General features: G+C 34.3%; 10 protein-coding genes. 7 read left to right on the plus strand and 3 right to left on the minus strand.

What is annotated here, in order from left to right; translation table 11 throughout:
- The first annotated feature begins 69 nt into the window (after positions 1 to 69).
- The 7 genes from Q0C22_RS10315 to Q0C22_RS10345 are packed head-to-tail and all read left to right on the plus strand — an operon-like array spanning position 70 to position 9488.
- Complete coding sequence (locus tag Q0C22_RS10315; protein WP_291494481.1) at positions 70 to 924, plus strand: 3-hydroxybutyryl-CoA dehydrogenase; 855 nt, start codon at positions 70 to 72, stop codon at positions 922 to 924.
- Positions 925 to 933: 9 nt separating this feature from the next.
- Positions 934 to 1710, plus strand: a complete 777-nt coding sequence (locus Q0C22_RS10320) for an enoyl-CoA hydratase-related protein (RefSeq protein ID WP_291494483.1) — start codon at positions 934 to 936, stop codon at positions 1708 to 1710.
- Between the two features lies 1 nt (position 1711).
- Positions 1712 to 2869, plus strand: coding sequence for an acyl-CoA dehydrogenase family protein (locus Q0C22_RS10325; RefSeq protein ID WP_291494485.1), 1158 nt, complete (start codon positions 1712 to 1714; stop codon positions 2867 to 2869).
- A gap of 10 nt (positions 2870 to 2879) precedes the next feature.
- Positions 2880 to 3404, plus strand: a complete 525-nt coding sequence (locus Q0C22_RS10330) for a DUF6125 family protein (protein WP_291494487.1) — start codon at positions 2880 to 2882, stop codon at positions 3402 to 3404.
- Between the two features lie 10 nt (positions 3405 to 3414).
- Entirely contained in the window at positions 3415 to 6843 is a 3429-nt protein-coding gene (locus Q0C22_RS10335; protein ID WP_291494489.1) for a methylmalonyl-CoA mutase family protein, read from the plus strand.
- An 18-nt stretch (positions 6844 to 6861) separates the two neighbouring features.
- Positions 6862 to 8856 (plus strand): (Fe-S)-binding protein, encoded by a 1995-nt coding sequence (locus tag Q0C22_RS10340; protein WP_291494492.1) that lies wholly within the window; start codon positions 6862 to 6864, stop codon positions 8854 to 8856.
- Between the two features lie 47 nt (positions 8857 to 8903).
- Positions 8904 to 9488, plus strand: coding sequence for a DJ-1/PfpI family protein (locus Q0C22_RS10345; RefSeq protein ID WP_291494494.1), 585 nt, complete (start codon positions 8904 to 8906; stop codon positions 9486 to 9488).
- Positions 9489 to 9637: 149 nt separating this feature from the next.
- Here Q0C22_RS10345 and Q0C22_RS10350 read toward each other — a convergent pair whose 3' ends face one another.
- The 3 genes from Q0C22_RS10350 to modA all read right to left on the minus strand — a co-directional run bounded on the left by Q0C22_RS10350 (position 9638) and on the right by modA (position 14491).
- Complete coding sequence (locus Q0C22_RS10350; RefSeq protein WP_291494495.1) at positions 9638 to 11851, minus strand: TonB-dependent receptor; 2214 nt, start codon at positions 11849 to 11851, stop codon at positions 9638 to 9640.
- Positions 11852 to 11917: 66 nt separating this feature from the next.
- Positions 11918 to 13840, minus strand: a complete 1923-nt coding sequence (locus Q0C22_RS10355; protein ID WP_291494498.1) for a TonB-dependent receptor — start codon at positions 13838 to 13840, stop codon at positions 11918 to 11920.
- A gap of 9 nt (positions 13841 to 13849) precedes the next feature.
- Positions 13850 to 14491, minus strand: a complete 642-nt coding sequence (gene modA / locus Q0C22_RS10360) for a molybdate ABC transporter substrate-binding protein (RefSeq protein WP_291494500.1) — start codon at positions 14489 to 14491, stop codon at positions 13850 to 13852.
- Between the last annotated feature and the right edge of the window lie 34 nt (positions 14492 to 14525).

Here is a 14525-nt window from a genome sequence, read left to right on the forward strand (position 1 = left end):
TGCCACTCTTTGCATAGGTGGTGGTGAAGCAGTGGCAGCGATATTTGAAAATGTTTAAAGGAGGATAAAATGATTAATAAAGTAGGCGTTGTAGGCGCAGGTCAGATGGGAAATGGGATAGCCCATGTATTTGCTTTGCATAACTATTCTGTCGTACTATATGATATAGCTCAAACCCAGCTTGATAAAGCACTAAAAACAATAGAAGAAAACTTAAAAAGGCAGGCTAAAAAAAATACCATACAGGAAAGTCAGATAGAATCAACTCTAAAAAACATAAAAACCACAACAAACTTAAATGATGTTTCAGATGTGGATTTTTGTATTGAAGCATCACCGGAAAACGAGGCTCTTAAGCTTGAGCTTTTCTCAAAGTTAGACTCAATTGTAAAAGAAGGCTCAATAATTGCTTCAAATACTTCTTCCATATCCATCACAAAACTTGGTTTTCAAACTAAAAGGCCAGATAAGGTAATTGGGATGCATTTTATGAATCCTGTGCCTGTTATGGAACTTGTAGAGGTAATAAGAGGTATTGCAACAAGCGAGGAAACTTACAACACAATACTTGATTTGGCAAAATTATTGGACAAAAATCCAGCCCTATCAAATGATTACCCGGGCTTTATCGTAAACCGCGTGCTTATACCCATGATTAATGAAGCAATATATGCTTACTATGAAGGTATAGCCTCTATTGAGGATATAGATAAGGCTATGAAGCTTGGCACAAACCAGCCGATGGGACCATTTGTACTGGCAGACTTTATCGGATTGGATACAGTACTTGCCATACAGAATGTACTGTACGAAGGCTTTAAAGACTCAAAGTACAGACCGTGTCCTTTGCTTGTAAAGATGGTAGAAGCAGGCTATCTGGGCAGAAAAAGCGGCAAAGGCTTCTACGATTATACAAAAAAATAAGGGGGATCTATGAATATACTGTTTGAATCACAAAACGGCACAGGTTACATAACAATAAACAGACCGGATAAGCTTAATGCTCTAAACATAGATACGATAAATGAGCTAAAAGAAACAATCTTAAAAGTAGATCAGGATAAAACGATTAAATGCGTAATTATCACTGGCTCAGGTGAAAAAGCATTTGTAGCAGGTGCAGATATAGAATACATGCAAAAACTAACGCCAAATCAAGCACTTGAGTTTGCAAGGCTAGGCCAGGAAACGCTTCATTTAATGGAAACTTCAGGTAAGCCTTTTATTGCATGTGTAAACGGTTATGCGTTAGGCGGTGGTTTTGAAGTTGCCCTATCATGCGATATTATACTTGCTCAAAGTAATGCTAAATTTGGTTTTCCAGAAGTAGGCCTTGGTATAATACCTGGCTTTGGCGGTACTCAAAACCTATCCCGTCTGATAGGAAAATCATTGGCAAAAGAGTTAATTTTTAGTGCAAAGATGATAGATGCTTCAAAAGCAAAAGAGCTTGGCATAGTTAGTGAAGTTTATCAAAGCAAAGAAGAGCTGCTCCAGGCAGGAAAAGCCTTATCTGAGCAAATCCAAAAAAATGCACCTTTGGCAATAGCTCTTGCAAAAAGGGCAATAGTTGATGGTTACGATCTAACAAAAGAAGATGGTCTAAGATATGAAGCAAGTTTATTTGGCGTGGTATTTTCAAGTAACGATGCCAAAGAAGGCTTAAGTGCATTTGTAGAAAAAAGAAAACCAAATTATACAGGAGGATAATATGAACTTTCAATTAACAGATGAAGAAAAAATGGTTCAAGATACCGTAAGAAGCTTTGCTCAAAAAGAGCTAAAACCCATAGCATCAGACATTGACAAAAACCACAAGATACCAGATTCAATAATAAAGGGTTTAGCAGAACTTGGTCTTTTTGGTGTTTATATACCTCAAGAGTACGGTGGCGCTGGTTTATCTTTTCTATCATACGCAATAACTGTAGAGGAAATCTCTAAAGTGTGCGCATCAACCGGTGTGCTGATAAGCGCACACACATCGCTTTGTGCAAACCCTATATACGAGTTTGGCACTAAAGAGCAAAAAGAAAAATACTTAATACCTCTTGCAAGTGGAGAAAAGATTGGCTGCATTTTGCTAACCGAACCTGAAGCAGGCTCAGATGCAGCAAATGTATCCACAACGGTCAAAAATGAAGGCGACTACTACATAGCAAATGGCAATAAGATATTTGTTACAAATGGCGGTTATAAGGATATTGGTATATTAATTGCAACACATGACAAATCACTGCGCCACAAAGGTATAGATGCATTTATTTTGGATTTGAAGTCCGAAGGTGTGGAGCTTCAAAGAAATGAAGACAAAATGGGCATAAGAGGTACATATACATCCGTTTTTGCCTTAGAAAATGTCAAGATACCAAAAGAAAACCTGCTTGGCAAAGAAGGAGAGGGCTTCAAGATAGCAATGGATTGCTTAGATGGTGGCAGGATTGGTATAGCTGCACAGGCACTTGGCATAGCAGAAGGCGCATATGAGAAAGCCCTGGAGTATGCCAAAGAGCGCAAGCAGTTTGGAAAAACATTGAGTGAGTTTCAGGCAATTCAGTTTAAGCTAGCCGATATGGCAATGCGCATTGAAGCAGCAAAGCTACTCGTATATGAGTCTGCATGGATAAAGGATAACTTAAAAAACGGAGCAAGCTACAATGATCTAATAATAAAATCTTCAATGGCAAAAGCTTACGCATCAGAAACCGCTACCTATGTAACCAAAGAAGCGCTCCAGATTCATGGTGGCTATGGCTATATTGCAGAATACGAAATAGAGCGTATGTATAGAGATGCAAAGATAACAGAAATATACGAAGGTACAAATGAGGTTCAAAGGATAGTAATATCAAAACAGTTGTTGAAATAGGGGGGGGTTAATGTCAAAATATCCGGAGCTTGATGCTTTAGATAAAGAGGAATTAATAAAAGTAATAGAAGATGAAGCTAAAAACTGGCTTGCACATGACGGGTTATGGTTTCAGGCTGTTGAAAGGCATTTTGGAATGGATGCTGCAATAAAGCTCGATGAAGAAGCATGGAAGGATTTTACGCAAATTGAAGCAAGAAGGATTATTGAACGGCTTAACTTGCCTGAAAATAGTGGTCTTGATGGTTTAGAAAAGGCGCTTAACTTTAGAATGTATAGACGCATAAATGAACAGGTTATAGAAAGACCAGATGAACATACATTAATATTAAAAATGGTTACATGTCGCGTGCAAGCAGCGCGCCAGAGAAAAAACTTGCCATTTTTCCCATGTAAAAGCGTTGGGATTATTGAGTATGGTTATTTTGCAAGTACAATTGATAGCCGTATAAAAACAAGAGTTATTAAGTGTCCACCAGATGATATTACAGGTGCTGGCTATCATTGTGCATGGGAGTTTAAGCTAGAAGAATAGGAGGTGATGTATGTATTCATCTAAGAACAACCTTAGGTTTGTTACAGCAACAAGCCTATTTGATGGTCATGATGCCTCTATAAATATTTTTAGAAGAATTATACAAGACAGTGGTGCGGAAGTTATACACTTAGGTCATAATCGCAGCGCTTATGAAGTAGTGCAAACTGCAATTGAAGAAGATGTAAATGCTATTGCAGTAACTTCATATCAGGGTGGTCACATTGAATTTTTTAAGTATATGTATGATTTGTTAAAAGAAAATAAATCTGAATATATCAAAATATTTGGTGGAGGAGGGGGCGTTATTGTCCCTTCTGAAATAAAAGAATTGCAAGATTATGGTATTTGCAAGATATTTTCTCCTCAAGATGGTATGCAGATGGGACTGGAAGGAATGGTTGATTATATGCTAAAGGAAAGTGATTTTTTAACATTTGAGGAAGAAAAATTTGAAGAATATTTGCAGAATTTACCCAAAACTCTACCAAAAGCAATAAGCTTAGTTGAAAAACTTATTAATCAAGACGCTTGGACTAATTATCACGAAGAATTGTTTCAAAAGTATTTTAAAGAGCTTTCAAAAGATACTAAAGTGCTTGGTTTTAGTGGTTCTGGTGGTGCTGGAAAATCATCTCTTATTGATGAATTGCTCAGGCGATTTTTAAATAATTATCAAGATAAAAAAATTGGTATATTAGCGGTTGATCCCACAAAGAGAAGCAAGGGTGCTTTACTTGGTGATAGAATAAGGATGAATTCTCTGCCGCACAAAAACGCTTATATGCGTTCTATGGCGACAAGAAGCTCAAATATGTCAATATCAAAAGCTACGCAAAAAGTCATTGATCTGTATAAAATGTCTGGTTTTGATTTGATAATTCTAGAAACCGCCGGTATTGGTCAAAGCGATATAGCAGTGATTGATATAGCAGATTACAATATTTATGTGATGACACCAGAATACGGTGCCGCATTGCAGTTAGAAAAAATTAATATGCTTGATTATGCTGATGTAGTAGTATTAAACAAATATGACAAGGAAAGCGCTGAAGATGCCCTCTACGAAGTAAGAAAACAGTATATGCGAAACCACAAGCTCTTTGATAAAAAATTAGAAGAAATGCCAGTTTATCATACGGTAGCTTCAAATTTCAATGATGCTGGTACAAATTACTTGTTTTATAAATTAATGCAACTTGTTGGTTTGGAGAGTCAAAAGATTTTTGAACCAATTAGTGATGTATCTGTAAACTTTTTAATACCACCTCACAGAAGTAGATATTTAAGTGAAATTGTTGCAAGCATTAGAGATTACAAAAAAATGGCAAATAAACAAATAGAACTTGCAAGCAGTTTATATGCACTTGAAGGAACAAAAAAAATACTGCAAAAGCAACTTAATACTTCTATTGAACCAAACGAAGATTCTGATTTTGCAGATTCAAATATTGATGAAAGCTTAAAAAGAGAAAATTTAGAAAAAGCGCTAAATGTAGTAACTCAAGAAATACAAAAAATAAGCTCACAGCTTGATACGCAAACAATAAGAATGATTGAGAACTGGAATAACCTAAAAGACATGTATTCACAGGATTTTCTTGTATCCAAAATACGAGATAAAGAAATAAAATATGAATTGACAAGCAAAACTTTATCTGGTAACAAAATACCCAAGATATCTTTACCAAAATCAAACGATTATGGAGAGATTGTAAAATTTCAATTGTTAGAAAATGTACCTGGTAAATTTCCCTATACAGCAGGCACATTTCCTCTCAAAAGGCAAGATGAAAAACCAACAAGAATGTTTGCAGGTGAAGGTACGCCAGAGCGCACAAATAAGCGATTTCACTATCTTTCTGAAGGTCAGCCTTTCAGCAGACTTTCAACTGCTTTTGATTCAATAACCTTATATGGTCAGGACCCGGATTTAAGGCCCGATATTTACGGTAAAATTGGTAATGCGGGAGTATCTATTGCAACGGTTGACGATGCAAAAAAACTCTACAGTGGTTTTAATTTATGCGATCCTAACACATCGGTTTCTATGACAATAAATGGGCCAGCACCTATGATGCTTGCAATGTTTTTTAATGCTGCAATTGATCAACAGGTAGAAAAATACTTAAAAGAGTCAGGTAAGTGGGGTCAAGCCCAGGATAGGATAGATAGCTATTATAAAAAATTAAATGTTGAACGTCCTATATATAATAAGGCTTTTGGTGTTAAAGATGCTGATGAAAATCATCTGGGTTTAGGTTTACTTGGCATAAGTGGAGATTTGGTTGTAGATAAAGCTACATATGAAGAAATAAAAAAATATACTCTAAATGTGGTGCGTGGTACAGTCCAGGCAGATATTTTAAAAGAAGATCAAGCTCAAAACACATGTTTGTTTTCAACAGATTTTTCATTAAAACTTATGGGCGATATACAGCAATACTTTATAGATAATGCTGTCAAGAATTACTACTCTGTATCGATATCTGGATACCATATTGCAGAAGCAGGAGCAAACCCTATAACTCAACTTGCTTTTACTTTGGCAAACGGTTTTACCTATGTTGAGTATTACCTGGCACGTGGTATGAAGGTTGATGATTTTGCGCCTAATTTATCGTTTTTCTTTTCAAATGGTCTTGATATAGAGTATTCTGTTATCGGTCGAGTGGCTCGCCGTATTTGGGCTATTGCTATGAAAAACAAGTATTCTGCAAATGAACGCAGCCAGAAACTAAAATACCACATACAAACATCCGGTAGATCTCTGCATGCAATGGAAATAGCTTTCAATGACATAAGAACAACACTCCAAGCTTTAACTGCCATTTACGATAATTGTAACTCTCTTCATACAAATGCTTATGATGAAGCAATTACGACTCCTACAGAAGAATCTGTTAGAAGGGCGTTGGCTATTCAAATGATAATAAATTACGAGTTTGGAATGGCAAAAAATGAAAACCCTCTTCAAGGTTGTTATATTATAGAAGAATTAACTGACTTGGTAGAAGAAGAAGTGTTAAATGAGTTTGAAAGACTTTCAAAAAGAGGCGGCGTGCTTGGAGCAATGGAATCAAGGTATCAAAGAAACAAGATCCAGGAGGAATCTCTATACTATGAGAGACTTAAAAATACTGGAGAATTGCCAATTATAGGTGTAAATACATTTGTAAATGACAAATATATACAAGAAGATAAAATTGAACTATCAAGGTCAACAGAAGAAGAAAAGAAGTGGCAACTGGACAACTTAATTGCATTTCAAAAGCGCAATGAAGCATTCTCAAAGCAGTATCTGGATAAATTAAAATATATAGCTCAAAGTAGTGGTAATATATTCGAAGAACTCATGGAAACTGTAAAGTACGCATCACTGGGTCAGATTACAAATGCCTTATTTGAGGTAGGTGGCAAATACAGAAGAAATATGTAAATTTTATAAGGAGTTGAAATGGAAAGTTCAATTTTTGGGATTGTGCTTTTAGCAAGTATAGGTTATTTTTTCTACCGTGTAAATTATTTATACTCACTACTTAAGTTTGGTCAAAAAGAAAACCGTTTTGATAACCCTTTTGAGCGCCTAAACAGTGCTGTAAAAAATGGTCTGTTGCAAATGTGTCATTTTAAAGTAAACGATAAGGATATAAACTACGCTGGCATTATGCATGCTCTTATTTTCTTTGGGTTTGTAGTTTTGCTTTTTGGTGAAATAGAGCTAATTATAAAAGGTTTTATACCATCTTTCAGTTTTAGCTTTTTAGGAGTTTTGTACCCTATCTATCTATTTTTAGAAGATTTATTTGCATTTTTGGTGCTTGTGGCTATTGTTATGTCTTTAATAAGGCGATTTGTATGGCACCCCAAAAAGCTCAATTATCATTTTAGTGCATATTTGATACTTATTTTTATTACTATATTAATGCTTACATTACTTTATATGGCAGCGCTTGAGATGGCTAAGACTAATCAGATAAATCCATATGAACCATTTGCTTCTATTGTATACAGATTGCTTAATATTCATTCATACAATGAATTAGCCTACCATATAGCTTTTTGGGTGCATATGATTGTTTTGCTAGCATTTTTGGATTTTATACCAAACTCAAAGCATCTGCATATTTTAGCAGGTATACCCAATAATTATTTTGTAAACTTAGGACCTTCAATGGCTTTAAGAGATCTTAACTTTGAAGATGAAAATGCGGAGAGTTTTGGTGTAAAAAATGTAAATGAGTTTACATGGAAGCAATTGCTAGACGGTTATGCTTGCACTGAGTGTGGAAGATGCGCTCAGGTGTGTCCTGCAGCAAATACAGGTAAAGTTCTTGTCCCAAGAGAAATTATACTTGGCATAAAAGAAAATCTATTTCATAACGCTCAAAATTTATTTAATAAAAAAGAATTAATACCTATAGTTACAAATGAATTACCCAAAGATAACCCTCATGGGTACTATGAATATGGCTTTACAATTCCAGATAAAGCGCTTTGGCAGTGTACCACATGTGGAGCCTGTCAAAATGTATGTCCTGTTGGAAACGAGCATATTAGAGACATGATTGATTTAAAGCGTTATGCAGTTTTAACTCAAGGTGAGTTCCCAGAAAAACTTGTGCCTATTTTCAACAACATTGAAACAAACTCAAATCCATGGGGCATTAATGCAGACTACAGGCTAGACTGGGCAAAAGGGCTCGATGTAAAAACCATAGATGAAGTGCCAGATCCAGAAGTTTTATACTTTGTGGGTTGCGCCAGTTCTTTTGATGATAGGAGCAAAAAGATTGCCCAGAGTTTTGTTAAGGTTTTACAAAAAGCCAATATAAAATTTGCTGTTCTTGGCAAAAAAGAAAAATGCTGTGGTGATAATGCAAGACGACTTGGCAATGAGTATTTGTTCTACAACCTTGCATTAGAAAATATAGAAACTTTTAAATCCTACAATGTAAAAAAAATAGTTACTACATGCCCACATGGCTACTATACACTAAAGAATGAGTACAAAAAGCTTGGAGGTGAATTTGAAGTTCTACATCACAGTCAGTTTATAGGCCAACTATTAAAAGAAGGAAGAATTGAGTTGTCAAATAAACTAAACCAGACTGCCACATTCCACGATTCTTGCTATTTGGGTAGGCACTCAAATATATATCAACAGCCCAGAGAAATTTTATCACAAGCTGGACTAAAGCTTTCTGAAATGAAAAATGCCTTTTGTAACAGTTTTTGCTGTGGTGCAGGCGGAGGCATGATGTGGCTTGAAGAAGAAGGAACACGCATGAATAAGGTAAGAACAAATCAGGCTATTGACACAAATACTTCAAATATAGTAACTGCGTGTCCATTTTGTATGATAATGCTGGATGATGGTGTAAAAGATTTATCAAGGGATGATATTAGCGTGCTTGATATAGCGCAGGTGGTTGAAAAAAGCATGGCTTGATAATTACAAAAAGCGGTTTATTTTTTTGAAAAAAGGAGGTTTTGCTTATGTCAAAAAAAATATTAATGCTTGTTGGAGATTATGTAGAAGATTATGAAGTTATGGTACCCTTTCAAATGCTACAGATGGTTGGTTTAGAGGTTTATGCTGCCTGTCCAAACAAAAGAGCGCTTGAGTTTGTTAAGACTGCAATTCATGATTTTGAAGGTGACCAAACATACTCAGAAAAACGTGGACATAATTTTATGTTAAACTGCACATTTGAAGACATAAAAGAAGATAGCTACGATGCACTTGTGCTTCCAGGTGGTAGGGCGCCAGAATACATAAGATTAAACGATAGAGTAATAGAAATTGTAAAACATTTTGCCCAAAATAAAAAACCTATTGCGGCTATTTGTCATGGACCACAAATTTTGATTGCAGCAGATGCAGTTTCTGGATACGAACTTACTGCTTATCCAGCGTTGAAACCAGATATAATAAGAGCTGGTGGCAAATGGCTTGATCCAAACCAAACTTTTTCAAATGCATATATTGATAGAAACTTAGTTACAGCACCAGCCTGGCCAGCTCATCCTGAGTGGATAAGAAAGTTTCTGGATGTACTTGGTGTTAAAATTACTATTTAAAAGTGCATTTTATTAAACAAAGCCCGTAAAAATGGTTGAGTTTTACAGTGTAGAAGATTCTTCATTTGCTTTCGTTTTTTTCTAAAAGCGCAAAATGAAGAATCTTCTTTGTCTTAAATACACAAAGTTGCAAAACTGTTGTATGAGAACTAAAATTTTACAGATAAACTTGCCACTATACTAAAAGGTGCACCTACTTGATATGTAGTTTGGCTATACATTGAAAAGTTTGAATCTGGTGCATTTATTGCACTTATGTAACGCCTATTTAGTAAATTTGTAAAATCTAGACTAAATAAAATTTCTTTTAATTTCCATAGATTTTTTTGCTCATAATTTATATTAAGGTTTGCAAGAAATACTGATGGTACTTCTTGTGTATGCATCAGATCGCCATAACGTTTTGACATATAACTAAAATACGGCGTAAAAGAAAAATGATCAAATTTGTATGTAAAACCTGCTTTGAGAATATTTTTGGGCACGTTTATTATTTGTTTTCCTTTTACATCATAATAGTTATTCATAAAAGAAACATTTTGCGTATAATAAAACCTATTGTAGCTATAATCTGCAAAAATAAGTAAATCTTTAAACGGAGTATATCCTGCTGCCAATTCAAAACCATATGATTTTGCTTTTGCAGTGTTGGCTGGCATTTCTGCTATTGTATTGTTGTTAACTTTTATTGGTGCATATGTGCCAATGTTTTTTACATCACTGTAAAATACTGTTGGATAGAAATAAACATTATTATTGTTGTATCTTAAACCTATATCAAAATTATCTGCCGTTGTCATTTTGAAGTATTTATCCCATAAGGACTGCAAAGTAATACCTTTTTTCTCAAAAACTGATTTGTTTTGAGCAAAAGAAGGCCACAAGTTAAAGTTTGGTGCTTGAAAACTTTTGCCATAGTTTGCATATAAATTGATATAATCGTTTAGTTGATAATTTATGCCAATGTATGGCAGATACTGTCTAAAAAGTTTAGTATTGGCCGTTTCTAATTGGTCTTTTTTGGCAAGGGTTATTGCCTGGTTGGCATCTTGAGTAGTTATGCCGTAAGTATTATAGCCATTGATTTGAGCAGTTTTGTACATTAGATATTTTAAGCCGGCATCAACCTTAATTTTTTTTGTTTTTGCTTCTATGTTTATAAAAGGTGAATTTATAGTATGATAGCTGTGATCTGCAAGTATGCCCCATTGTTTAAATACAAGTGTATTATTTTTTGGGATGAAGTTTTCTATTGCATAGGGAGGTCCTGGCATTTGTTGCCTGTGAAACCAATATCCTGCACTTATTTTATAATTTTTTGTTATATCCCAATCAAAACTTGAAACTATTCCAAAAATATTACTATTGTATAAAAATTTTTGCACAAATTGAGAATTATTTGAAGTATAGTAATTATGACCTCTAACTGACCAATAGTAAGGTTTTAAGACAAGCTTTGATGTGTTTGAAGTATTGATAGTAAAACTTGGTAAAACAAAGTAATCTCGTGTATTTACATAATTATAATTGTAGTATAAGGGACTGTTTGGGTTATTGTTGTAATCTAAAGCATAATTCTTATTTATATTTGAGGCTTGAGAATAGTTTAAACCTAAGTATGTGTTGTGAAAATCACTATTGTAACCTAAATAGATTTCAAAATTTAGCAAATTGCCAAAATTTTTTGTTAAACCAAACATTACATTTTTGCGTACAAAGTTTCCATCGCCTTTCCACTTGTTTGCATAAGCCAAAGATGATGAAATAAAAGTTCTAAATCCATTTATATTGCCTGAGTCTAATCTTACAAAACTTTTAGAATAATCATAACTACCAAAACTTTGATTTATTATAGCACCAAGTTTATCCGATGGTTTCTTAATAGTTAAATCAATGATGCCAGGAAAATCACCAAATGAATTGAATCCAATATTGGGCTTTATGGCTCCATCATAAACTGAAATATCTTGAATATTTTCTAAATCAAACACATTTGAAGTGAGATTCCCTGTTGGACCATTTGGTGTTGGAACACCATTAATGTTTATTATACCAGCTTTTGTACTATCAATACCCCTTAGTCTTAATGTTTCATCATTTCCGTATGTATCTGGACCTTGAGTGTTTACCGATGGAATTATACTTATTGCATTAAATACAGAATTATTTGAGCCAGAAAATGTCTTTATTGCTTTTGTATCTAAATTGTATTGGGTTGTAGTTTGTGTATCAAGAATTTTTGTATAATCGTTAACCATGGATTTTTTTGAAGCCTCAACAGTAATACCACTTAATTCTAAGGCGTAGGATTTTTGTGCAATTAAACAACAAAAAAGCCCAACAGCAATTAATTTTTTTTTCATATTTTCCTCCTTTGGTTTCGTAAAAAAAATTTTATGCTTATAAATTTTTGCAAAAATTATCCCCCTTTAAAATTTTAAAGATAGTGTAGTGTAAAAAGATCTTGGTGGCGTTGCATAACCGTAACCCCATGAAGCATAATAAAACCTGTTAAATATATTTTGAGCGTAAAGGCCAATTTTTGCGTTATTGTTTATTTTGTAAGATAGATTGGCATTAAATACTGTGTATCTTCCAATTTGATGACCAGAATTATCATACATAGTGCTAATGTATTGGCCATTAAGTTGAGCATAGATCCTGTCATAATTAAATGAAAGTGCACCTGATGTGCTATTGTATGGAATGTTGCTTGTCTGACCAAATGGACCATCTGATTGAGTATATGTATCAGAAAGCGATAATTCTAAGTATTTAATGGGTTTGTAAGTTAGAGTTGATTCTACGCCTTTTGATATGGTTTTACTTATGTTTATTGGTATAAAATACTGAGATCTTCCAATTAAAGAAGCATATTTTATATCAATTAGGTTATCAATTTTTGACCAGAAAAATGAGCTTGATATCTGAAGTTTATCGCCGAAATTTTGAATAAAGCCTATATCAAATGTTTTGGATTTTTCTGGCTGAAGGTTTGGGTTTCCTTTTAAGTAACCAAATCTAAATGGTGCTCCATTAGCATATAAGTCAAACATGCTTGGCGCAACAAAACCAGTACCCCAGTTTGCTTTAAATATTGTATTTGATGGTTCAAAGTAGTAGTTTGCCCCAAGCTTATAAGTAAAGGTGTTACCAAATGTTTGATAGTAGTCTTCTCTAGCACTTGCCTGCAAATTTAGATTCTGTATGGTTTGTAAAACCTCTAAAAAGGTACCTGCATGTTCTCTTGATACATTAATTTGTGGTGTGTAATCGTATATCGCCCTATCTTTGCCATAGTCTACACCAAGGACGATTTTTGTTGTGGGCGCTACATTGTAACTAAAATTGAGACTTGCACCATAAGTGCGGCCTTTCCACGGTGCGCTTGATGGCGAATACATATAACTATTATTCTGCATATAATGAGTTTCAAAGCGAAGAGCTGCTTTTTCAAATTTTTTGTCAACGTTTAGTTTTGTAAAATAATAATCAACTTCGTGCCTTGATGATTGAGCTAATGGTGTGAGATTTGAAGGTGCGGAGTTATTGGGACAAACAGGATTGTCTTTGGAATATTTGCAAATATCAGTATAATTTGTGCTTTTATATGAGTCTGTTATGAGATTTGCGCTGAGACCATCGCCAAAATCGTAACCTAAATTACTATAAAATGAGTATTTGTGATAGCCATCTCTTTTACCGCCTTGTGAATATGTGTGTGTTTTATAATTATACGAGTAAGTTTGTGGTATTCCTGTTGTATCATATGCAGAACCTGCTACATAAAAATTGAACTTTTTAATCTCGCCAGAGAGTGCCAAATATTCTTTAGTTGTACCAAAAGAACCGTATGTTTGATTGTAGTCAATATGCGGTTTACCTTTGCCTTTTTGTGTTATAATGTTTATAACACCGCTTGCTGCATTTGCACCCCAAAGACCACTTTGGGCACCTTGAAGTATTTCTATTCTATCAATATTATCTGGCATAATTGGCCCAAGATTGAAATGTGGAAATGGATAATAGGGACTCATGATACTAACTCCATCCATCATAACTTTTGGGCTTACCGGAATTCCTCTTATAAAAGCCATCGTTTCACCACCAATACCACCACCTTGTTCTACTGATACACCTGGTAATTGATTAAGCATATAACTTAAAAAGAGATTACCATTATCTTCCATTTTTTGTTTAGTTAAAACCTGGATATAAGTAGGGGAATCTTCTATTTTTTCATTTACTTTCGATGCGCTTACTACAATTGTATCTAAATTTACTGCAAGGGCATTTTGAAATAAAGCAAGACAAAATACTGATGTTAAAATAAATTTTAACTTTAACTTCATAGACTCCTCCTAAAAACCAAAAGAATTTAATATTTGTTTTGATCGTTTTGAATTTATTAAAAAATCAAAAAACTCCTGTGCCTTTTTGTTGTCCGGCGATAGTAAGGCGCATTTTTGAATAACTGGAAAATAGCCATTTTCTAATATTTTAAAGTTGTTATCTTTTAGTACGCTTTTTACAAAAGAAACAGGCAAAAAAGCAACCTGGGCAATGCGCTCTAATACAAGTCTTGATACTTCAAATGGGCTTTTACCAAACATGAGGTTGTTTTTTACTAAATCCATTAGTTTTGTATTTTCTAAATACTCAAAAGCCGCTTTACCGTAAGGTGCAATGTTTGGATCTGGAAGAGCTATTTTTGCAGTGGAAATCTCTGGTATTTTGTCTTCAAAAGACCATAAACAAAGTTTTCCTTTTGCATAAACTTCGCTTGCGCTTGCAAGGTTCAAAGAAACTAAATCATCAGCGCTTTTTTCATCGGCACTTAAAAAAATATCGTACTTTTTTCCTTTTAAAATCTCTTGATAGTAAACATTACAGTTCTCTCCTATCGTTAATTCAAAAGAAACCGATTTGTCTTCAAAATTATCTATAATTTCTTCTACAATGCCACTTAAGTTTGGTGCACATGCAAGGCTAACAGTTTCCATAAAACCTCCCAGTGTATAAAAATTTATATAACGA

Origin of the sequence: Desulfurella sp., assembly GCF_023256235.1 — a bacterium.
Taxonomy (GTDB): domain Bacteria; phylum Campylobacterota_A; class Desulfurellia; order Desulfurellales; family Desulfurellaceae; genus Desulfurella.

Coding starts and splice junctions, on each gene's coding strand:
- Q0C22_RS10315 (WP_291494481.1), top strand. CDS start 70: ATGATTAATAAAGTAGGCGTTGTAGGCGCAGGTCAGATGGGAAATGGG.
- Q0C22_RS10320 (WP_291494483.1), top strand. CDS start 934: ATGAATATACTGTTTGAATCACAAAACGGCACAGGTTACATAACAATA.
- Q0C22_RS10325 (WP_291494485.1), top strand. CDS start 1,712: ATGAACTTTCAATTAACAGATGAAGAAAAAATGGTTCAAGATACCGTA.
- Q0C22_RS10330 (WP_291494487.1), top strand. CDS start 2,880: ATGTCAAAATATCCGGAGCTTGATGCTTTAGATAAAGAGGAATTAATA.
- Q0C22_RS10335 (WP_291494489.1), top strand. CDS start 3,415: ATGTATTCATCTAAGAACAACCTTAGGTTTGTTACAGCAACAAGCCTA.
- Q0C22_RS10340 (WP_291494492.1), top strand. CDS start 6,862: ATGGAAAGTTCAATTTTTGGGATTGTGCTTTTAGCAAGTATAGGTTAT.
- Q0C22_RS10345 (WP_291494494.1), top strand. CDS start 8,904: ATGTCAAAAAAAATATTAATGCTTGTTGGAGATTATGTAGAAGATTAT.
- Q0C22_RS10350 (WP_291494495.1), bottom strand. CDS start 11,851: ATGAAAAAAAAATTAATTGCTGTTGGGCTTTTTTGTTGTTTAATTGCA.
- Q0C22_RS10355 (WP_291494498.1), bottom strand. CDS start 13,840: ATGAAGTTAAAGTTAAAATTTATTTTAACATCAGTATTTTGTCTTGCT.
- modA (WP_291494500.1), bottom strand. CDS start 14,491: ATGGAAACTGTTAGCCTTGCATGTGCACCAAACTTAAGTGGCATTGTA.